18 protein-coding genes are annotated in these 19,700 nt (G+C 70.4%); 14 read left to right on the top strand and 4 right to left on the bottom strand.

Annotation, left to right across the window (positions count from 1 at the left end):
- The first annotated feature begins 55 nt into the window (after nt 1-55).
- The 9 genes from eccCb (at nt 56) to OCU_RS45620 (ending at nt 10,145) form a co-directional block, all read left to right on the top strand.
- Entirely contained in the window at nt 56-3,745 is a 3,690-nt protein-coding gene (gene eccCb, locus OCU_RS45660) for a type VII secretion protein EccCb (protein WP_014381072.1), read from the top strand.
- Nucleotides 3,742-4,971, top strand: a complete 1,230-nt coding sequence (locus OCU_RS45655) for a type VII secretion-associated protein (protein ID WP_036459799.1) — start codon at nt 3,742-3,744, stop codon at nt 4,969-4,971. Before eccCb ends, OCU_RS45655 begins: the two co-directional genes overlap by 4 nt.
- A gap of 43 nt (nt 4,972-5,014) precedes the next feature.
- Entirely contained in the window at nt 5,015-5,332 is a 318-nt protein-coding gene (locus OCU_RS45650; protein ID WP_008260234.1) for a WXG100 family type VII secretion target, read from the top strand.
- A gap of 14 nt (nt 5,333-5,346) precedes the next feature.
- Nucleotides 5,347-5,643, top strand: coding sequence for a WXG100 family type VII secretion target (locus OCU_RS45645; protein ID WP_014381070.1), 297 nt, complete (start codon nt 5,347-5,349; stop codon nt 5,641-5,643).
- 262 nt (nt 5,644-5,905) lie between these two features.
- Complete coding sequence (gene rplM, locus OCU_RS45640) at nt 5,906-6,349, top strand: 50S ribosomal protein L13 (RefSeq protein ID WP_008260230.1); 444 nt, start codon at nt 5,906-5,908, stop codon at nt 6,347-6,349.
- Nucleotides 6,350-6,429: 80 nt separating this feature from the next.
- Complete coding sequence (gene rpsI / locus OCU_RS45635) at nt 6,430-6,885, top strand: 30S ribosomal protein S9 (protein WP_026071202.1); 456 nt, start codon at nt 6,430-6,432, stop codon at nt 6,883-6,885.
- A 149-nt stretch (nt 6,886-7,034) separates the two neighbouring features.
- Nucleotides 7,035-8,369, top strand: coding sequence for a phosphoglucosamine mutase (gene glmM / locus OCU_RS45630; RefSeq protein WP_009955889.1), 1,335 nt, complete (start codon nt 7,035-7,037; stop codon nt 8,367-8,369).
- 48 nt (nt 8,370-8,417) lie between these two features.
- Nucleotides 8,418-8,747 (top strand): hypothetical protein, encoded by a 330-nt coding sequence (locus OCU_RS45625; RefSeq protein ID WP_009955891.1) that lies wholly within the window; start codon nt 8,418-8,420, stop codon nt 8,745-8,747.
- Between the two features lie 3 nt (nt 8,748-8,750).
- On the top strand, nt 8,751-10,145 hold the full coding sequence (locus tag OCU_RS45620; RefSeq protein ID WP_014381068.1) for a hypothetical protein: 1,395 nt from the start codon (nt 8,751-8,753) through the stop codon (nt 10,143-10,145).
- A 4-nt stretch (nt 10,146-10,149) separates the two neighbouring features.
- Here the strand turns inward: OCU_RS45620 and OCU_RS45615 are convergent, their stop codons facing one another.
- Genes OCU_RS45615 through OCU_RS45600 form a run of 4 tightly spaced genes read right to left on the bottom strand, consistent with a single transcriptional unit; the run spans nt 10,150 to nt 12,670 of the window.
- Complete coding sequence (locus OCU_RS45615) at nt 10,150-11,190, bottom strand: LLM class F420-dependent oxidoreductase (RefSeq protein ID WP_009952464.1); 1,041 nt, start codon at nt 11,188-11,190, stop codon at nt 10,150-10,152.
- A gap of 38 nt (nt 11,191-11,228) precedes the next feature.
- A complete protein-coding gene (locus tag OCU_RS45610) occupies nt 11,229-11,579 on the bottom strand; it encodes an ester cyclase (RefSeq protein WP_009952462.1) in 351 nt (116 codons plus the stop codon).
- A 10-nt stretch (nt 11,580-11,589) separates the two neighbouring features.
- On the bottom strand, nt 11,590-12,429 hold the full coding sequence (locus OCU_RS45605) for a dienelactone hydrolase family protein (RefSeq protein ID WP_009952461.1): 840 nt from the start codon (nt 12,427-12,429) through the stop codon (nt 11,590-11,592).
- A gap of 43 nt (nt 12,430-12,472) precedes the next feature.
- A complete protein-coding gene (locus tag OCU_RS45600; RefSeq protein ID WP_008260212.1) occupies nt 12,473-12,670 on the bottom strand; it encodes an Rv1535 family protein in 198 nt (65 codons plus the stop codon).
- Between the two features lie 443 nt (nt 12,671-13,113).
- Here OCU_RS45600 and glmS point away from each other — a divergent pair, with 443 nt between their 5' ends.
- The 5 genes from glmS (at nt 13,114) to OCU_RS45575 (ending at nt 19,651) form a co-directional block, all read left to right on the top strand.
- Complete coding sequence (glmS, locus tag OCU_RS45595; RefSeq protein ID WP_009952459.1) at nt 13,114-14,979, top strand: glutamine--fructose-6-phosphate transaminase (isomerizing); 1,866 nt, start codon at nt 13,114-13,116, stop codon at nt 14,977-14,979.
- 109 nt (nt 14,980-15,088) lie between these two features.
- Nucleotides 15,089-15,982 carry a DUF4436 domain-containing protein gene (locus OCU_RS45590; protein WP_008260207.1) on the top strand — a complete coding sequence of 298 codons (894 nt, stop codon included), beginning with the start codon at nt 15,089-15,091 and terminating at the stop codon, nt 15,980-15,982.
- A 66-nt stretch (nt 15,983-16,048) separates the two neighbouring features.
- Nucleotides 16,049-16,759, top strand: coding sequence for a rhomboid-like protein (locus tag OCU_RS45585; protein WP_085981092.1), 711 nt, complete (start codon nt 16,049-16,051; stop codon nt 16,757-16,759).
- Between the two features lie 66 nt (nt 16,760-16,825).
- Nucleotides 16,826-18,247 carry an NAD(P)H-hydrate dehydratase gene (locus tag OCU_RS45580; RefSeq protein WP_014381065.1) on the top strand — a complete coding sequence of 474 codons (1,422 nt, stop codon included), beginning with the start codon at nt 16,826-16,828 and terminating at the stop codon, nt 18,245-18,247.
- Nucleotides 18,248-18,268: 21 nt separating this feature from the next.
- Complete coding sequence (locus OCU_RS45575; protein ID WP_008260200.1) at nt 18,269-19,651, top strand: glutamate decarboxylase; 1,383 nt, start codon at nt 18,269-18,271, stop codon at nt 19,649-19,651.
- Nucleotides 19,652-19,700: the final 49 nt, after the last annotated feature.

Below are 19,700 nucleotides of genomic sequence, written 5' to 3'. Positions count from 1 at the left end.
GTGACTTGTCGCCGTTTTCGGTGCTCCCTACCGTCGTCGAACTGGAGGCGATGCGATGACCGAGATGTTGTTGCCCGAGGCACAACAGGCGCCAATCGTGGTCGAGGCGCCACCGGACCTGCCGCCATCGGCGGGGCCCGGGCTGCTGCCCCGCCTGCTGCCGGTGGCGATCTCCGTGGTGAGCATCGGCATCATGGCCGCCGCGTTCGCGTCGGGGACCGCCATGGCCCGCAACCCCGTGTTCCTGGCCTTTCCGCTGATGATGCTGGTCTCGGCCCTGGCGTCCGGGCTGACCGGCCGGGCGCGCCGGCGCGGCGATGGCATCGATGCCGACCGCGGACGGTATCTCGACTACCTGAGTCGGCTCAGCCAATCCGTATCCGAGGTCGCTATGGCGCAGCGCGCGTGCGCCATTCGGCGTCATCCCCATCCGGACACACTGTGGACGTTGGTCGGCGGCGCTCGGATGTGGCAGCGCGGACCGGACGACGCGGACTTCTGCGTCGTGCGGGTGGGCATGGGCCCCCAGCCGCTCGCCCGTCGTTTGGTGGCGCCGGAGCTCGCTGCCGAGGAGCTACGCGACCCGGTCACCGACACGGCGTTGCGCCGGTTCCTCCACGCGTATTCGACGGTCGTCGCGCCGGTACCGATCGACCTGCGGGACGGATCGCTGGTGACGATCGACGGCGACGCGAGGGCCGCGCGTGGCTTGCTACGCGCGATGATCTGCCAGCTCGCCGTGCAGCATGCGCCCGATCAGGTGCGGATCGCCGCCGCGGTCAGCGACCCGCATCGCGCCCACTGGGAATGGCTGAAATGGTTGCCGCACAACCAACATCCCGGCGATTCCGACGCGGCCGGTCCGGCGCGGATGGTCTATTCGGATGCCGCGCAGGCGCAGGGCGCGCTCGCGGGCGTTTCGGCGACTCGGGTGGTGGTGGTCGCCGAGCTGGACGAGGGTCCCGCCGCGCTCGGCGGCGCCATCACCATCGCGATCGGCAACGTCAATGACGGTGCGCCGCTGACCATCCGGCGCTCCGGCGACACGGCGCCGGTTTCGTGCCCCGACCGGATGGAGCCCGTCGACGCGCTGGTGTGCGCCCTCCGGCTGGCCGGTCTTCGGGGGAGCGTGGGGGGCGGTGATCCCGGTTGGCCCGGATTGGTCGGTCTGCGCGACGTGCATCGTTTCGACCCGGCGACGCTATGGCGCGGCCAGGCGCGCCGCGACCGCCTGCGCGTCCCCATCGGCACCACCATGCAGGGCGCACCGCTCGAGCTGGACATCAAAGAGCCGGCCGAGGGCGGGATGGGCCCGCACGGGCTCTGCATCGGTGCCACCGGGTCGGGAAAATCGGAGCTGTTGCGAACGATCGCGCTGGGCATGATGGTCCGTAACCCCCCGCTGACGCTCAACCTGTTGCTCATCGACTTCAAGGGCGGGGCAACCTTTCTCGACTATGCGCGAGCGCCACACGTGGCCGCCGTGATCACCAACCTGGCCGACGACGCGCCGCTGGTGAGCCGCATGCGCGACGCGCTGGCCGGCGAGATGAATCGTCGCCAGCAGCTGCTGCGCACGGCGGGCTGCGTCAGCGTCGAGGCCTACGAAGGCGCGCGCCGCAGCGGCGACCCGCCGGGGGCGCTGCCGGCCCTCCCGGCGCTGTTCATCATCGTCGACGAGTTCACCGAATTGCTCAGCCAACAACCAGATTTCGCCGACACCTTCGTGGCGATCGGTCGTCTCGGCCGATCCCTGGGCATGCACCTGCTGCTGGCCAGCCAGCGCCTCGACGAGGGCCGGCTACGCGGGCTTGACGCCCACCTGTCGTACCGCCTGTGCCTGAAGACCCTGTCCGCCGCCGAATCCCGCACGGTGCTGGGCAATCTCGATGCGTACGAGCTGCCCGCCGCGCCCGGCGCCGGCTTCCTGCGGATCGGCGGTGGCGAACCGATTCGCTTCCAGGCCGCCTCGGTTTCGGGACCGCTGCGGACGGACGCTTCCCCGGATAAGGCCCCCGCCGCGGCGCGCTCGGCCCAGGCGTTCACGACCCGCGTCACCGGCGCGGTCCGTCGCACCCACCGGGCGAACATGACTTCCCCGCCGGCCATCTACCATGCGGTCCTGGACCGGCTGCGCGGCCAGGGGCCGCCCGCGCACCGGGTTTGGCTGCCCCCGCTGGGGCCGGCTCCGCAGCTGCACACCCTGCTGCACAGCGCGGAGCTCATGCCGGCCGGCCTGACCGCCGTCCCCATCGGCCTTGTCGACCGCCCCTTCGAACAGCGCCGAACGCCACTGATGATCGACCTGTCCGGGGCCGCCGGCAACGCGGCGATCGTCGGGGGGCCCCAATCCGGCAAGTCGACGGCGCTGCGCACACTCATCACCGCCCTGGCGGCCACGCACGACGCGAGCCAGGTGCAGTTCTACTGCTTGGATTTCGGTGGCGGGACGCTGTCGTCGGTGCGGTCGTTGCCGCACGTCGGCGCGGTCGCCGGCAGGGCCGAGTCCCGACTCGTCGGGCGGATCGTCGCCGAATGCGAGTCGGTCGTGCGGCGGCGTGAAGCCATATTCGGTGAGCACGCGATCGGCTCGATCGCCGACTATCGCCGGCGGGCCGCAGCCGGCGTCGCCAACGATGATCCGTTCGGCGACGTCTTCCTCGTCATCGACGGCTGGGCAACCGTGCGCCAGGAATTCGAGGCGCTGGAGGCCTCGATCACCGCCCTTGCGACCCATGGGCTTTCGTTCGGTGTGCACGTGGTGTTGTCGGCGTCGCGCTGGGCCGACGTCAGGCCGTCGCTGCGGGATCAGCTCGGCACCCGCGTCGAGTTACGGCTCGGCGATCCCGCCGACTCCGAACTGGACCGCAAGGCCGCCGCGCACGTCCCGCACGACAGCCCGGGACGGGGCCTGTCCCGGGACGGGCTGCACATGGTGGTCGCAAGGCCCGTCGCCGAGGTGCCCGCCGGTCACTCGGTTGCGCCGCCGATACCGCTCTTGCCCGATCACGTGGACCGCGAGACCTTGGTGCGCGGGTCGGGAGCCGAGCTTCGCGCCCAAGTGCTGCTCGGCCTGCGAGAGCGCGAACTATGCCCGGCGGCAATCGATTTCGACGGTCAGCCGCATCTGGTGATCCTCGGCGACAACGCGTGCGGGAAGACGGCGACGCTGCGTACCTTGTGCCGTGAGCTGGTCCGGACGAAGACCGCCGCGCAAGCACAGCTGTTGATCGTCGACTTCCGGCGCACGCTGCTCGGCGTTGTCGAGTCGGAGCATCTCCGCGGGTATGCGATGTCGCCGGCCGCGTTGGCCGCGCTGCTGCCCGACGTGCTCGCCCTGCTGAGCGCACGAATGCCGCCGCCCGACGCGAGCCAGGCCGAGTTGCGCAGCCGCGCGTGGTGGTCCGGGCCGCAGATCTACGTCGTGGTCGACGACTACGACCTGGTCGCCACGCCGACGGGAAACCCGCTGGGTCCGATCGCCGAATTCCTACCCTACGCACAAGATTTGGGATTACACCTCGTCGTCGCCCGGCGCGGCGCCGGGGCGGAGCGCGCGATGTTCGAGCCGGTGCTCGCGGGTCTGCGTGACCTCGGTTGCATGTCGCTGATGATGAGCGGATCTCCCAGCGAGGGCGCGCCGTTCGGCCGCGCTCGGCCGGCGCAATTGCCGCCGGGCCGCGGCTTGCTGACCAACCGTACCGCCGACGAAGACCTCGTCCAGGTGGCATGGAGCCCGCCGTGAGCGAACACCGTCCGATCATCGAGGCCGGGCCGGGCACTATCCGCCGGTTATGTTGTGGCACAGGAACGATCGACGAGGGCGAGACGGTCGACGTCATCCGGTCCGCCCTGGACGCGATCGACGACCGCGTCGCGCTGGTGGGGGAGCGGCCGGTAACCGTCGACGCGTTGTGGGAGGCCGCGCTGCGAGCGGCAACCTGCCGAACCGCCGACGGCATGGTCGTCGTGCACCCGTCCTGGTGGTCCTCCTCGCGGGTGGGCGTGGTGACCGCGGCCGCCGCGAGGGTGGCCGGTGCGGTGCGGACGCGCCCGCGATCGTGGCTGCTGACGCGGGCGTCTCGCGCGGAACCGACGGTGGCGGTGGAAATCGCCGAGCGGCTGGTGGTGGTCACCGCGAGCGAGATCACTGCCGTACCGCGCAACGCCGATCCACAATCCGTCGCCGAAGCGGTCGCGGATGTCATCGCCGGCGTGGCCCCCGCGGCGGTGGTGATCGACACGCCGAGCACGGTCGCCGGGGCGTCGGCGCTGGCGGCGTCGGTCACCCAGAGGCTAAGCGGGAGCGGGCCGTCGGCACCAAGTGTGCTGGAAATCAACGATATTCGCTTCACCCGGCTTGCGCGGGCGGCCCTCCCGCAGCGCCCGGTGCCGTCGGGGGCACCTCCCACCGCCCGCCCGTCGCGGGTGCGGGCCCTGGGCACACTGGGGGCCGCCGCCATCGTCGTCGCCGCGGCGGCGCCGGCTGCGATGGCGCCGGACCGGCGCGGCGTAGTGCCCCCGACGCGAGTAGAGGCCACGCCCACGACGTTTTTGGTGGAAGGCCGGGTGGCGCTGTCGGTTCCGGCGACATGGCCGACGCGACGGGTGGTCACCGGGCCGGGCTCGGCGCGGGTGCAGGTCACGTCTCCGGCCGATCCCGAGGTCGCGCTGCACATCACCCAGTCGCCGGTGGCCGGCGAGACGCTCAGCGGCACCGCCGAACGGTTGAAACGCGCGATCGACGCCGAGCCCGCCGGGCTGTTCGTCGACTTCAACCCGTCCGGCACCAGCGCGGGCCGGTCGGCGGTGACCTACCGCGAGGTGCGCCCGGGTCATGAGGTGCGCTGGACGGTGCTGCTCGACGGCCCCGTGCGGATCAGCGTCGGATGCCAGAGCAGACCCGGCGACGAGGGCGGGGTCCGCGATGCGTGCGAGCAGGCGGTCAGATCCGCCCACGCGATCGGATGACAATTCGTGGAACCGAACGACCCCCGTCGCGGTCGTAATAGGTATGGCTGCACCAAACCCACTGAGCGCCGACGTCGACCTGATGCGGTCGGTGGCGGGCACCACCGACGCGCGCAACGAGGAAATCAGGGCGATGTTGCAGGCGTTCATCGGCCGGATGAGCGGCGTGCCGCCGTCGGCGTGGGGCGGGCCGGCGGCCACGCGCTTCAAAGACGTGATCGATCGCTGGAACGCCGAGTCGGTGCGGCTCTACCACGCCCTACACGCCATCGCCGACACCATTCGGCAGAACGCGGCCACCCTGCAGGAGGCCGGCCAAAGCCACGCCGACCGCATCGCCGCCGCCGGCGGAAACCTGTGAGGAGGAAAGATCCCGTGGATTCGGTGTTGTCCTACAACTTCGGTGAAATCGAATACTCGGTGCGCCAGGAAATTCACTCGACATCGGCCCGCTTCAATGCCGCGCTCGACGAGCTGAGAGCACACATCGCGCCCTTGCAGCAGCTCTGGACCAGCGAAGCGGCCGCCGCCTACCAGGCCGAGCAGCTGAAATGGCACCAGTCGGCGACCGCGCTCAACGAGATGCTGGCCGCGCTCGAAAACGCGGTCCGCGACGGCGCGGACGAGGTGGCCAACGCCGACCGCCGCGCCGCCGGCGTGTGGGCGCGGTAGCGGCCCACGAGACACCGCGCGGTCTGGCCGCGCGTGAGACTGTGTGGTCCTGACGGGGGAGAGCCGTCGGGGCCACACAGTCATTTTGACCTGCGGGGATGGCGGTCGGTAAGCTGCTCCGTTGGCGTGCGGTACGCCAGGGCCTCGGGTCAACGTCGGTCGCCGAGACCAAGCCCTTACCGCGGACGCCTGACCGGCACCCGGTCACACCGGGATCCACAGCCTCGGAACAGAGGCTCGCAGAGAAAGAGTGGTAAGCGCTATGCCTACGTACACGCCAAAGGCGGGTGACACCACGAGGTCGTGGCACGTCATCGACGCCACGGACGTGGTGCTTGGCCGCCTTGCCGTCGCGGCAGCCAACCTGCTGCGCGGCAAGCACAAGCCGACGTTCACCCCCAACGTCGACGGCGGTGACTTCGTCATCGTCATCAACGCCGACAAGGTCGCCTTCAGCGGCCAGAAGCTGGACAAGAAGCTGGCGTACCGCCACTCGGGGTACCCCGGCGGTCTGAGCAGCCGCACCATCCGCGAGCTGATGGCCAAGCACCCCGACCGCGTCGTGGAGGACGCGATCGTCGGCATGCTGCCCAAGAACAAGCTCGCCCGGCAGATCGCGCGCAAGCTGCACGTCTACGCCGGCCCGACGCACCCCCACGTCGCACAGCAGCCCGTTCCGTACGAGATCAAGCAGGTGGCCCAGTGACCGAAACGACCGAGGGCCTGGAGAACCCAGAGAACCCGGACAACCCAGAGACCGCAGAGGAAACAGTGGCCGTCGCCGAGGTGACCGAAGCCCCGGTCGAGGCCTCGGAGCCCGCCGACGTCGCCGCGCCCGCCGAGCCCTACGTGTTCGAACGGCCCATCCAGACCGTCGGCCGCCGCAAGGAGGCCGTGGTGCGGGTGCGCCTGGTGCCCGGCACCGGCCAGTTCAACCTGAACGGCCGCACCCTGGAGGGCTACTTCCCCAACAAGGTGCACCAGCAGCTCATCAAGGCCCCGCTGGTCACCGTGGACCGGGTGGAGAGCTTCGACGTCTACGCCCACCTGCACGGCGGCGGCCCCTCGGGGCAGGCCGGCGCGCTGCGCCTGGGCATCGCGCGGGCGCTCATCGTGGCCTCGCCGGACGACCGTCCCGCGCTGAAGAAGGCCGGGTTCCTCACCCGTGACCCGCGCGCCACCGAGCGCAAGAAGTACGGCCTGAAGAAGGCCCGCAAGGCGCCTCAGTACAGCAAGCGCTGATCAGCCGTCGCTTTCCGGCCACAACTTGGCATCGCGGTGCACAAGTTGTGGCCGGTTGCGGCGTGTCTGCGCCCACCCGCGCCTGGTTTCGGCCACAAAGGAACGGGCACGTTAGGTGCTAGCCCGACAACTGTGAGAGGTTTGTTCGCATGGGTCGACTATTCGGCACCGACGGTGTCCGTGGGGTCGCCAACCGCGAGTTGACCGCCGAGCTGGCGCTGGCGCTGGGTTCCGCGGCGGCGCGGCGTCTGGCGAGCGCGTCGGCGCCGGGCCGCCGCGTCGCGGTGATCGGCCGCGATCCGCGGGCCAGCGGCGAGATGCTCGAGGCCGCAGTGATCGCCGGGCTGACCAGCCAGGGCGTCGACGCGCTGCGGGTTGGGGTGCTGCCCACCCCGGCGGTGGCCTACCTGACCGGCGCCTACGACGCCGATTTCGGGGTGATGATCTCCGCCTCCCACAACCCGATGCCCGACAACGGCATCAAGATCTTCGGGCCCGGCGGCCGCAAGCTAGACGACGGCACCGAGGACCAGATCGAAGCCCTCGTCGGGGATCCGGGGCCGCGCCCGGTCGGAACCGGCATCGGGCGGGTCGTCGACGCCGAGGACGCGGCCGACCGCTACCTGCGTCACCTGAGCAAGGCCAGCACGCTGCGCCTCGACGGGTTGACCGTGGTGGTGGACTGCGCCCACGGCGCGGCCTCGGCGGTGGGCCCGCGCGCGTACCGCGCGGCCGGCGCGAGGGTGATCGCGATCAACGCCGAGCCCAACGGGCTCAACATCAACGACAACTGCGGCTCCACGCACCTGGATTCGCTGCGCGCGGCGGTCGTCGCGCACCGCGCCGACCTGGGCCTGGCGCACGACGGGGACGCCGACCGGTGCCTGGCCATCGACGCCGACGGCAACCTGGTCGACGGCGACCACATCATGGTGGTGCTCGCACTGGCCATGCACGAGGCCGGCGAACTGTCCTCGCGGACGCTGGTGACCACCGTGATGAGCAACCTGGGGTTGCATCTGGCCATGCGTTCGGCCGGAATCACGGTGCGCACCACCGGCGTCGGCGACCGCTACGTCGTGGAGGAACTGCGGGCCGGCGACTACAGCCTGGGCGGCGAGCAGTCCGGGCACATCGTGATGCCCGCGCTGGGCTCGACCGGCGACGGCATCGTCACCGGGCTGCGGCTGATGAACCGCATGGCGCAGACCGGCTCGTCGCTGGCGCATTTGGCCTCGGCCATGCAGACGCTGCCGCAGGTGCTGATCAACGTCACGGTCGCCGACAAGGCCACGGCCGCAGCCGCGCCGTCGGTGCAGTCCGCCGTCGGGCAGGCCGAGGCCGAGCTGGGCGACACCGGTCGAATCCTGTTGCGCCCGTCGGGAACTGAGCCCATGATCCGCGTAATGGTGGAGGCCCCCGAAAAGGAGATCGCTGCGCGGATCGCCACCCGGGTCGCCGAAGCGGTCAGCGCCGCGCACTGATCCCGCAGCGCCGGGAACCCCGACCCGCCTACCGGCGTCGGATTAGGCATGAAATTCGTTGGGGGAACACGGCCTGTCGCCGCCGCCCGCGCCCAGATCGACGCGTCGGCCACGCACCGGGTCGCTAACCAATTCGCCATGGCCGCGGAATTTCTCGACCGCGCGGTCAGCGATCACCTGGCCAGGCTGGCGTTCGGCGGGGCCTGCGCCGGGCGGGCGCACACCGCGCGCGGCGACGCGCTCCGCGTCGAGTTGGGGCGCCTGACGCAGCAGGTGACGCAGTGGTCGCGCGCGTCCAGCGAGATCGCCGCCGCCCTGCGGTCCAGCGCGCAGCGCTACGCCGACGCCGAACTGTATGCCGCGGCGCGGATCGCGTAGCTCGTGGCCGACCGGTTGGACGTGGACGCGCGCCTCGCCGAGGGCCGGGTTGCCATCGAGCACACCCAGACCTACGTGCTGGCGTCCCACGCGCTCGGCTACCAACATCCCGACCTGACAGCGCATCCCGCGCAGATCCGGGAATGGTATGCGAGCGAGGACGGACTCGACCTGCGCGCGCTCGACCGTGACTGCGCGGAGCTGCGCGCCGCCGGCGTGGTGGCCGCCGAGGCGCTGCGCATGCAGCGCGCCCAGGTGGCCGAGCTGGCCGCGGCGTGGCAGGGCGCGGGCGGCGACGCCGCGGCGCAGCTGTTGCAACGGCATTGCGACAGCGCGGACGCGGTCGTCGGCGAACTGCGCGCGGCGGCCCAGCGATGCGAGTCGCTGCGCGACAACCTGTGGCACCTGGTCGATTCGAAAGTCGCGACGGCCATCGCCGTCGACGACCGCGCGCAGGCGCAGCGGCCGGCCTGGTTGGCCGCCGCCGCCAAGGTCACGGCCGGGGACCCCCGGGGCGCCGAGGATGTGCTGCGTGAGCAGGTGATTCCGTACGTGGACAACGACATTCGTAACGACTGGCTGGCCGCGATGCGGTCCACGTCGGACGGGGTCCAGACGTCTTACGCCATGGTGATCGACAGGGCCGCGGCCGCCCCGGCGGCGCGGTTCGAGTTTCCCGGTGATCTCGGGGAGGGCGTCGTTCCGGTGCAGCTCGCCCCGCCGGTGGCCGCCGCGTCCGCACCGCGGGTGGACGACTCCGCGGCGACGGTGGCGGCCGCGGCGCCGACGCCGGTCGCCCCCCTGCCGGCCCCGCCGGCGCCGGCCGCGGGCTGGGGTAGCGGCCTCGGTGACGCCTCGGGGTGGCCCGCCGAAAGCTTGGGCGATCTGGGCGGGCTCGGCAGTGGGCTCGGCGGCGGTGGGCTCGGCGGCGGCCTCGGCAGTGGTGGGCTCGGTGGGGGTGGCGGCGGTCTTCTCGGGCTCGCCGGCAGGATCGTCGACGCGATGGGCGATCTGCTCGGGTCGGCGGGCGACGGGTCGGATGGCGCGGCCGCGCTCGGTGATTCGGCGGACGGAAACGCGTTCGACGAGAACCCTTTTCACGCCGAGGATCCGACTGACGCGAAGGGCGCAGAGGACGCCGGCGACGCCGAGGACGCCGACGACACCGCCGAGGGGAGCGGCCCAGCCGAACCGGTCGACGGGGAGGCGGGTCAGCCCGATCCCACGGAGCACGAACAGCAAGCCCAACCGGTCGAGACCCCGCCGCCGGCGGATCCGGCACCGGCCGAGCCGCCGGCTCCCGCGGCAGCGCCGGCCGCCGAACCCACACCCGCCGCGGGCGAGGGGTCGACGCCGTGCGAGATTGCCGCGGACCAGCTTCCGCAGGCGGGGCAGTGACCGCTCAGGGCCGCAGTTGCAGGGCTTCCTCGACGAAACGCATGGACTCGTCGCGATCGGTGGCCTGCGGGCTCAACAACAGCGTGGTCACGCCGGCCTCGGCGAAGGCGGCCATCCGTTCGGCCACATACCCGCGCGGCCCGATCAGCGACATGCCCCGCACCAGCTCGTCGGGCACGGCGTCGATGGCCTCCTGCTTGCGGCCGGACAGATACAGCTCCTGGATCCGGTCGGCGACCTCGCCGTACCCGTAACGCGTCGCCAGATTGTGGTAGAAATTGCGGCCTTTGGCGCCCATCCCGCCGATGTAGAGCCCGAGCTGCGGCTTGACCCAGGCCAGCCGCTCGTCGACGTTGTCCCCGATGGCCAGCGACGCGTGCACCATGACGTCGAGCGGACCCAGCGCGGGATCGCGTTTGGCGGCGCCGGCGGCCAGCGGCTCACCCCAGATCGACGCGGCCTTGTCCGGAAGATAGAAGACCGGCTGCCAGCCCTCGGCGATCTCCGCGGTGAGCTCGACATTCTTGGGACCCAGCGCGGCGATGCTGATCGGAATGCGTTCGCGCACAGGGTGATTGATGAGCTGCAGCGGCTTGCCCAGACCCGTTCCGCGGTCGGCGGGCAGAGGCAGCTGGTAGTGCTTGCCGGCGTACTGCACGCGCTCGCGGCGCCACACCTTGCGGCAGATCTCCACGATCTCGCGGGTGCGCCCGAGTGGGGCGTCGAACGGGACCCCGTGAAAGCCCTCGATCACTTGCGGCCCGGAGGTGCCGATGCCGAGGCGGAATCGCCCGTCGGACACGAAATCCAGGCCCGCGGCCGTCATCGCCAGCAGCGACGGCGTGCGGATGTAGAGGGGAAGCACCCCGGACGCCAGTTCGACCGTGTTGGTTTTGGCGGCCAGGTATCCCAGCTGGCTGATGGCGTCGAACGAATACGCCTCGGCCACCACCGCGACCTCGATGCCGGACTTTTCAAGTTCGACGACGCGGTCCACGGCTTCGTGAAAGCCGCCCGAATAGTTGAGAGCGATCCCGATTCGCATCCATGACACTTACCACGCGCCCGTGCGGGACGGGGCGCTCAGCCCGCGGAAGTGCCCGTCCAGTACTCGGCGAACCGCCGGCCGTCGGCGGCCAGGCGCAGGATGTCGTTGCCGGTGAACGAGACCGGGCCGTCCGGGCCGTGGCCGGTGCCCACCCAGCGCCCGGCCACCAGATCACCCTCGGTCAGCGGGCCGACCACGATGGCGAAGCTCAAGTCCGAGAACATGTTTCGTGTCTGCTCGATGATCTGCGCGAGCGCGTCCGGTCCCCGTACCTCCCGGCCGGGCCAGTGACCGACGAAGTCGTCGGTGACCAGCTCGGCCGCGACCGGCCGTCCGTTCCAGAGTTCGGTGATCCAGCGGGCGTACAGCGCGTGCGCGCTCGACATGAACTCCCCCTCACTTCAGCAGGGCGACGATCTTTTCTTCCAGGGGAATCGCCTCGGCCTCGGGATCGATGGCGTCCGTCCCGGGCAGGTGCACGTCCGGGTCGGCGAAATCGCGATACCTCTTGTCGCCGCCGAGCGTGTAGAGCAGGTAACCGGTCAGCAGCGCCCGAACCGACCGCTGGGTACGGCGGTGCGGGCCGGGCAGGCCGAGCACCGTGGCCAGCCGCCGACCCTCCACCAGCCCGCCGGGCTCGGCCTTGCTGACGATGCGCAGCGTCGCCGGCTTCCACGCCTCGGCAAGCGCCAGCGCGTTGGAGTTCAACGTCGCCCGGTCGCCCGGCGCGGTGAAGATCACTCCCGGCACCTTGAGCGTCGCGGCGGGCTGCTGGGCCGGCGGGCTGGTGACGCTGGGGAAAATCGCCGCCACCGCCGCGAGCTTGGCGGGCATCCCCGCGGCGGCGAATACCGCGGCCGAGCCGCCGAAACCATGACCGACCACGCCCAGCTTGGCGGGATGCACGCTGATCTTGCCCGGCCCGAGGCACACACCCGACACGATGTCCAGGGCGGTGCCCAGATCGAAGGCGAAGTTCAGCACCGAGGGGGCCACACCCCGCTGGGTGTCGGGAGCGCCGGCCACGATCCCCCACGACGCCAGATGCTCGAGCAGATTCGAGTACCGGGCGGCGCCGGCCAGCCACTCGTGGCCGAACGCCACGCCGGGCAGATTCAGGCCCTCTTCCGGGGTGTACACCACACCCGGCAGACCGGCAAAGGCCAGGTCACCCCGCAAAACCCGGTGCGGACCACGGCGGTGCAGAGCGGCGACGAGCTTGCGGATGCGGGCCACGCGTCGACGTTAGCGCATCCCAATCGCGCGCCGGCGCAGATGACTAGGCCGTGACCTCGATAACCCCCGCCCGCCACAGCGCCGCGTAGAGCTGGTGCAGCGTGGCGGTGAGCACGTGGGTGGTCAAGTCCATCAAGGCGTTTCCGGAGCCCGCGGACGGGTGCCGGCGTGGCCGGGCGGCGTGCCCGGGGGCCGGCGCCGAGGGGGCGGGCACCACTTCGTCGTACCGAACTGCGGTCATGATTGCCTCCTCATGGCGCACGGTTGTCGGTCGGAGCAAGTTACGCATTTCAATGCGACCCGCTGCACAATTCCCGGTGAACAACCATCGACGGCTGAATTCATGCGTCGGCGAAAACGGGAATCGAGGTAGCCAGAAACTCTGGGCAACCTCACGCAGCTCGTCCTTCGGTCGGTGACGATCTTTGCTGACAATTTCGAATGCTAGAGGCGTTAAGCGCGGCCGCGATGACGTGAACGAAAACGTCGCGCGCACATCAGATGAAAGAACTCCCGCCGGTTATGACGGTGACATGAATGGCTGGGGACTGGGCGGATTGGTCCAGGACGTCCACCCGAGGCCGTCCCAGTCGGGGTGCCCGGGCACGCCTTCCTGCAGGTGGGCGGCCTAACCATAGCGCCGGATTGCGGGTTCGGTGTGCCGCCTGCACTACCCTGGTCAGAATGTGCGGAATTGTCGGCTATGTCGGGCAGCAGCCCGCCTGTGACGTCGTCATGGCCGCGCTGCGCCGGATGGAGTACCGCGGGTACGACTCGTCGGGCATCGCGCTGGCGAACGGCGACGGCACCCTGACGGTGAGCCGCCGCGCCGGCCGGCTGGCCAACCTGGAAGAGGCGGTCGCCCAGATGCCGCGGCACTCGCTGACCGGCACCACCGGCCTGGGCCACACCCGGTGGGCCACCCACGGGCGCCCCACCGACCGCAACGCCCACCCGCACCGCGACGCCGCCGGCAAGATCGCGGTGGTCCACAACGGCATCATCGAGAACTACGCGAACCTGCGCCACGAGCTCGAGGCCCAGGGCGTGGAGTTCGCCAGCGACACCGACACCGAGGTCGCGGTGCACCTGGTGGCGCAGGCCTACCGCCACGGCGAGACCGCCGGCGATTTCCCCGCGTCGGTCCTCGCGGTGCTGCGCCGCCTCGACGGCCACTTCACGCTGGTGTTCGCCAACGCCGACGACCCCGGCACCATCGTCGCCGCCCGCCGCTCCACCCCGCTGGTGCTCGGCATCGGCGACGGCGAGATGTTCGTCGGCTCCGACGTCGCGGCCTTCATCCCGCACACCCGCAACGCCGTCGAACTCGGCCAGGACCAGGCCGTGGTGATCACCGCGGACGGCTACCGGATCACCGACTTCGACGGCAACGACGATGTCGAATACCGCGAGTTCCATATCGATTGGGATCTGGCCGCCGCCGAAAAAGGTGGCTACGAGTACTTCATGCTCAAGGAGATCGCCGAGCAACCCGCCGCCGTCGCCGACACCCTGCTGGGCCATTTCGTCGACGGCCGGATCGTGCTCGACGAGCAGCGGCTCTCCGATCAGGAACTGCGCGAGATCGACAAGGTGTTCGTGGTGGCCTGCGGCACCGCGTACCACTCCGGGCTGCTGGCGAAGTACGCGATCGAGCACTGGACGCGGCTGCCGGTCGAGGTGGAGCTGGCCAGCGAATTCCGTTACCGGGACCCGGTTTTGGACCGCAGCACCCTGGTGGTCGCCATCTCGCAGTCCGGCGAGACCGCCGACACGCTCGAGGCTGTGCGGCACGCCAAGGAGCAGAAGGCCAAGGTGCTGGCGATCTGCAACACCAACGGCTCGCAGATCCCGCGCGAGTGCGACGCGGTGCTCTACACCCGCGCCGGCCCGGAGATCGGGGTGGCGTCGACGAAGACGTTCCTGGCGCAGATCACCGCCAACTATCTGGTCGGCCTGGCGCTGGCGCAGGCGCGGGGCACCAAGTACCCCGACGAGGTCGCGCGCGAGTACCACGAGCTGGAAGCCATGCCGGACGTCGTCGCGCGGGTCCTCGCGACGATCAAGCCGGTGGCCGCGCTGGCATACCAATTCGCCCAGTCGCCGACGGTGCTGTTCCTGGGCCGCCACGTCGGCTACCCGGTGGCGCTGGAAGGTGCGCTCAAACTCAAGGAACTGGCCTACATGCACGCCGAGGGGTTCGCCGCCGGCGAGCTCAAGCACGGCCCCATCGCGCTGATCGAGGACGATCTGCCCGTCATCGTCGTCATGCCGTCCCCCAAGGGGTCCGCCGTGCTGCACGCCAAGCTGCTGTCCAACATCCGCGAAATCCAGGCCCGCGGGGCGATCACCATCGTGATCGCCGAGGAAGGCGACGACACCGTGCGCCCCTACGCCGACCACTTGATCGAAATCCCCTCCGTGTCAACGCTTTTGCAGCCCCTGCTGTCGACGATCCCGCTTCAGGTGTTCGCCGCGTCCGTGGCCCAGGCGCGCGGCTACGACGTGGACAAGCCGCGCAACCTGGCCAAGTCCGTCACCGTCGAGTAGGCAGCGCGCACCGCTTCGCGCGTATCGGCGACGGACCCGCGGTCGATCCATTACATTGCCCTGGGAAGCATTTCGGCCAGCTGGTCACGGCGTCCGTGCGGGAGGAAGTATGCGATCGGGCGGCATCAGATACGTTGTCGTGGGCCTCGTCGTGCTCATCGTCGCGGCATACATCGTGTCGATCATGATGTACGCCCAAGGCGATGCCGTCCGGCGTCTGGACGGTATAACCCCGGTCGTGAGCGCCGACGAGCCCTCGGCGACGATCAACGTCGAAGAGATCCAGTCGAACTACAGCGTGCTCGCCGTCAACCTCGCCTTCAATCCGGGATCGGCGTTGCTGGATCCGAAAACCCACCATCTCAAAGAGGATCTCAGCCTCCGCGTCCGATCCTCGGCGATGCCGTCCCGGCACACCTGGACCAAGGGCATGCTCCCCGGCCTGATGTCGGTCCCGCTGACCATCGCCGGGCAGATCGAACGCTGGCCGTTCGACCAATACCGCTCGGGGCTGATCGAAGTCGAGATCTTCTACGGCCCCGACACCGACCGCGCGCCCGCACACGTGCCCGTCACGTTCGTCGACCACCTCTCGGGGTGGCAGCTCACCGCGACCAGGCCCCAGGCGGACGGCCCCTACCGGCTGCAACTGCGGCGGTCGCTGAGCACCGCGGCGTTCGCCATCGTCATCCTCGGCGTGCTCATCACGATCGCCAGTCTGGCTGTGTTCGTTGCGGTTCAGACCGCGCGGGACCGGCGGCCGTTCCAGCCACCGATGACGACCTGGTACGCGGCGATGCTGTTCGCGGTGGTGCCGTTGCGAAACGCCCTGCCCGGCTCACCACCCTTCGGCAGCTGGGTCGACATCACCGTCGTGATCTGGGTCCTGGTGGCGCTGGTGGCCTCGATGGTGCTCTACATCGGCTGCTGGTGGCGACATTTGACACCGCCGGCGCCCGCGGCCGCTCCGCCGGCCGAGGTCCCGGCGCCATCGGGTAGCTGAGGGGTGGCGGCGTGTTAGCCGCCGAAGTCGCAGGGGCGCGGCGCCCCGCGTGCGAAGGTTGATGTCGTGGCGCCTGCATCGGTTCGAGCACGAGTGCGCAGCATGACGCTGGCGGTGTGGCATTTCGTCAGCACCGCGCCGCTGACCTACGGCTGGCTGTTGGTGCTGATGGTCACGACGATCATCCAGAACCATCTCACCGGCCGGCAGTTGCACTCGGTGTTGTTGCACCGCTCCACCAACATTCACGAATTGGGCAAGGATCCACTCCACGTACTGTTTTCCAGCCTGCTGTGGATCGACGGCAAAAGCTTCGAGCCCTACCTGCTGCTGTTCACCCTGTTTCTCGCGCCGGCCGAGCATTGGCTCGGTCAGCTGCGCTGGCTCAGTGTGGGATTGAGCTCTCACATCCTGGCCACCTACATCAGCGAGGGCATCCTCTACTTCGCGATCGAGGAACGCGATGCGTCGCAACGCCTCGTGCACGCCCGCGACATCGGGGTCAGCTATTTCCTCGTCGGCGTGATGGCCGTGCTGGCCTACCACATCGCCCGGCCCTGGCGCTGGGGCTATCTGGGGGTGCTGTTCGTCATCTTCGGCTTCCCGCTGATCACGATGGACCGCGTCGACCTCGACTTCACCGCGATCGGGCATTTCGCCTCGATCCTCATCGGACTGTGCTTCTACCCGATGACCCGCACCCGGTCCCGGCGCAGCCGGCAATTGAGTCCCGCGCGACTCAAGGCCATGGCGCGCCGCAGCGTGCCCCCGAGCTGATGGCGGTCCGCGGCGAAAGATGGTGGGCGCCAAGCCCCCGCGACGGCGACACGTAATCTGGCTCTGATGCGGCATTACTACTCCGTAGACGCGATCCGCCAGGCCGAGGCGCCGCTGCTGGTCAGCCTGCCTGACGGCGCCCTGATGCGGCGCGCGGCCTACGGGCTGGCCGCCGAGATCATCGGCGAGTTGGCGGCCCGCACCGGCGGGGTGAGCGGGCGACGGGTGTGCGCGGTCGTCGGCTCCGGAGACAACGGCGGTGACGCGCTGTGGGCGGCCACCTTCGTGCGCCGTCGCGGTGCGGCCGCCGACGCGATCCTGCTCAACCCCGAGCGCACCCACCGCAAGGGGCTGGCGGCGTTCCGCAGGGCGGGCGGCAGGATCGTCGAAAGCGTCTCGCCCGCAACCGATCTCGTCATCGACGGGGTGGTGGGCATCTCCGGGTCGGGGGCGTTGCGGCCCGCCGCGGCCGAGGTGTTCGCCGCGGTCGATGACGCGGGGATCCCGGTGGTTGCCGTCGACATCCCCAGTGGCATCGACGCGGCCACCGGGGCCACCAGCGGCCCCGCCGTGCGCGCCGTCCTGACCGTCACCTTCGGCGGGCTCAAACCCGTGCACGCGCTCGGCGAGTGCGGGCGGGTGCGGCTGATCGACATCGGCCTGGACCTGCCCGCCACGGACGTGCTGGGCTTCGAGGCCGCCGACGTGGCGGCACGCTGGCCGGTGCCGGGGCCCCACGACGACAAGTACACCCAGGGTGTCACCGGCGTGATGGCCGGCTCGTCGACGTACCCGGGTGCGGCCGTGCTGTGCACCGGCGCCGCCGTCGCGGCGACCTCCGGGATGGTCCGCTACGCCGGCAGCGCGCACCGCGAGGTGCTCGCCCACTGGCCCGAGGTGATCGCCTCGCCCACCCCCGCGTCGGCCGGGCGGGTGCAGTCCTGGGTCGTCGGGCCGGGGTTGGGCACCGACAACGCCGGGGCCGCGGCGCTGTGGTTCGCGCTCGACACCGACCTGCCGGTGATCGTGGACGCCGACGGGCTGACCATCCTGGCGGCCCATCCCGAACTGGTCGCCGAACGCAGCGCGCCGACGGTGCTGACCCCGCACGCGGGTGAATTCGCCCGCCTCGCGGGTAACCCCCCCGGTGATGACCGGGTGGGTGCGTGCCGCAAGCTGGCCGACGCGTTCGGCGCCACGGTGTTGCTCAAGGGGAACGTCACGGTCGTCGCCGATCCAGGCGGTCCGGTCTACCTCAGCCCGGCCGGGCAGTCGTGGGCGGCCACCGCCGGCTCCGGCGACGTGCTGTCCGGCATGATCGGCGCGCTGCTGGCGGCGGGCCTGCCGCCGGGGGAGGCGGCCGCGGCCGCGGCCTTCGTCCACGCGCGCGCGGCGGCGAGCTCGGCCGCCGACCCGGGCCCCGGCGACGCGCCCACCTCGGCCTCGCGCATGGTGCCACACATCCGAGCCGCCCTGGCCGCCCTGTAGACCTATCGAGAGGATTCCCCAGTGCCACAACACCCTTCGCTGCCCGCGCACTCCATCGCCCCCGCCTACACGGGCCGGCTGTTCACCGCGCCGGTCCCCGCACTGCGGATGCCCGACGAATCGATGGATCCCGACGCCGCCTACCGCTTCATCCACGACGAGCTGATGCTCGACGGGAGCTCGCGGCTGAACCTGGCCACCTTCGTCACCACCTGGATGGACCCCGAGGCCGGCAAGCTGATGGCCGAGACGTTCGACAAGAACATGATCGACAAGGACGAGTACCCGGCGACCGCGGCCATCGAGCAGCGCTGCGTGTGCATGGTGGCCGACCTGTTCCACGCCGACGGCCTGAACGACGCCGACCCCTACAGCGCGTGCGGGGTGTCCACGATCGGCTCCAGCGAGGCGGTGATGCTCGGCGGGCTGGCGATGAAGTGGCGGTGGCGCGCGAAAATCGGCAAGGACTGGAAGGGCCGCACCCCGAACCTGGTGATGGGGTCCAACGTCCAGGTGGTCTGGGAGAAGTTCTGCCGCTACTTCGACGTCGAGCCCCGCTACCTGCCGATGGAGGAGGGCCGCTACGTCATCACCCCCGAACAGGTCGTCGACGCCGTCGACGAGAACACCATCGGCGTGGTGGCGATCCTGGGCACCACCTACACCGGCGAGCTGGAGCCGGTCGCCGACATCTGCGGCGCGCTGGACAAGCTGGCCGCCGGCGGCGGTGTGGACGTCCCGGTGCACGTCGACGCCGCCAGCGGCGGGTTCGTGGTGCCCTTCCTGCACCCCGAGCTCAAGTGGGACTTCCGGCTGCCCCGGGTGGTGTCGATCAACGTCAGCGGCCACAAGTACGGGCTGACCTATCCCGGCGTCGGGTTCGTGGTGTGGCGCAGCAAGGAGTACCTGCCCGACGACCTGGTGTTCCGGGTCAACTATCTCGGCGGCGACATGCCGACCTTCACGCTGAACTTCTCCCGGCCCGGTAACCAGGTGGTCGGCCAGTACTACAACTTCCTGCGGCTCGGCCGGGAGGGCTACACCAAGGTCATGCAGGCGCTGTCCGGGACGGCGCGCTGGCTCGGTGAGCAGCTGCGGGTCAGCGAGCACTGCGAGCTGGTCTCCGACGGCTCGGCGATCCCCGTGGTCGCGTTCCGGCTGTCCAAGGACCGCGGCTACACCGAGTTCGACGTCTCCCACGAGCTTCGGACCTACGGCTGGCAGGTGCCCGCCTACACCATGCCGGACAACGCCACCAACGTCTCCGTGCTGCGCATCGTGGTGCGCGAGGGCCTGTCCGCCGACCTGGCCCGGGCCCTGCACGATGACGCCGTCTCGGCGCTCAGTTCGCTGGACAAGCTCCGGCCCGGCGGCCACTACGCGGATCAGCACTTCGCGCACTGAGGTGGTGGCGCCGCGCCGTCGAGCGTGGAGTTGTTGCGCCGATCACGCC

Source organism: Mycobacterium intracellulare ATCC 13950 (assembly GCF_000277125.1).
Taxonomy (GTDB): Bacteria; Actinomycetota; Actinomycetes; order Mycobacteriales; family Mycobacteriaceae; genus Mycobacterium; species Mycobacterium intracellulare.
This window is presented reverse-complemented; position numbering and strand designations above follow the sequence as displayed.

Coding starts and splice junctions, on each gene's coding strand:
- OCU_RS45625 (WP_009955891.1), top strand. CDS start 8,418: ATGAAATTCGTTGGGGGAACACGGCCTGTCGCCGCCGCCCGCGCCCAG.
- OCU_RS45610 (WP_009952462.1), bottom strand. CDS start 11,579: ATGTCGAGCGCGCACGCGCTGTACGCCCGCTGGATCACCGAACTCTGG.
- rplM (WP_008260230.1), top strand. CDS start 5,906: ATGCCTACGTACACGCCAAAGGCGGGTGACACCACGAGGTCGTGGCAC.
- OCU_RS45615 (WP_009952464.1), bottom strand. CDS start 11,190: ATGCGAATCGGGATCGCTCTCAACTATTCGGGCGGCTTTCACGAAGCC.
- glmM (WP_009955889.1), top strand. CDS start 7,035: ATGGGTCGACTATTCGGCACCGACGGTGTCCGTGGGGTCGCCAACCGC.
- glmS (WP_009952459.1), top strand. CDS start 13,114: ATGTGCGGAATTGTCGGCTATGTCGGGCAGCAGCCCGCCTGTGACGTC.
- OCU_RS45650 (WP_008260234.1), top strand. CDS start 5,015: ATGGCTGCACCAAACCCACTGAGCGCCGACGTCGACCTGATGCGGTCG.
- OCU_RS45580 (WP_014381065.1), top strand. CDS start 16,826: ATGCGGCATTACTACTCCGTAGACGCGATCCGCCAGGCCGAGGCGCCG.
- OCU_RS45600 (WP_008260212.1), bottom strand. CDS start 12,670: ATGACCGCAGTTCGGTACGACGAAGTGGTGCCCGCCCCCTCGGCGCCG.
- OCU_RS45590 (WP_008260207.1), top strand. CDS start 15,089: ATGCGATCGGGCGGCATCAGATACGTTGTCGTGGGCCTCGTCGTGCTC.
- eccCb (WP_014381072.1), top strand. CDS start 56: ATGACCGAGATGTTGTTGCCCGAGGCACAACAGGCGCCAATCGTGGTC.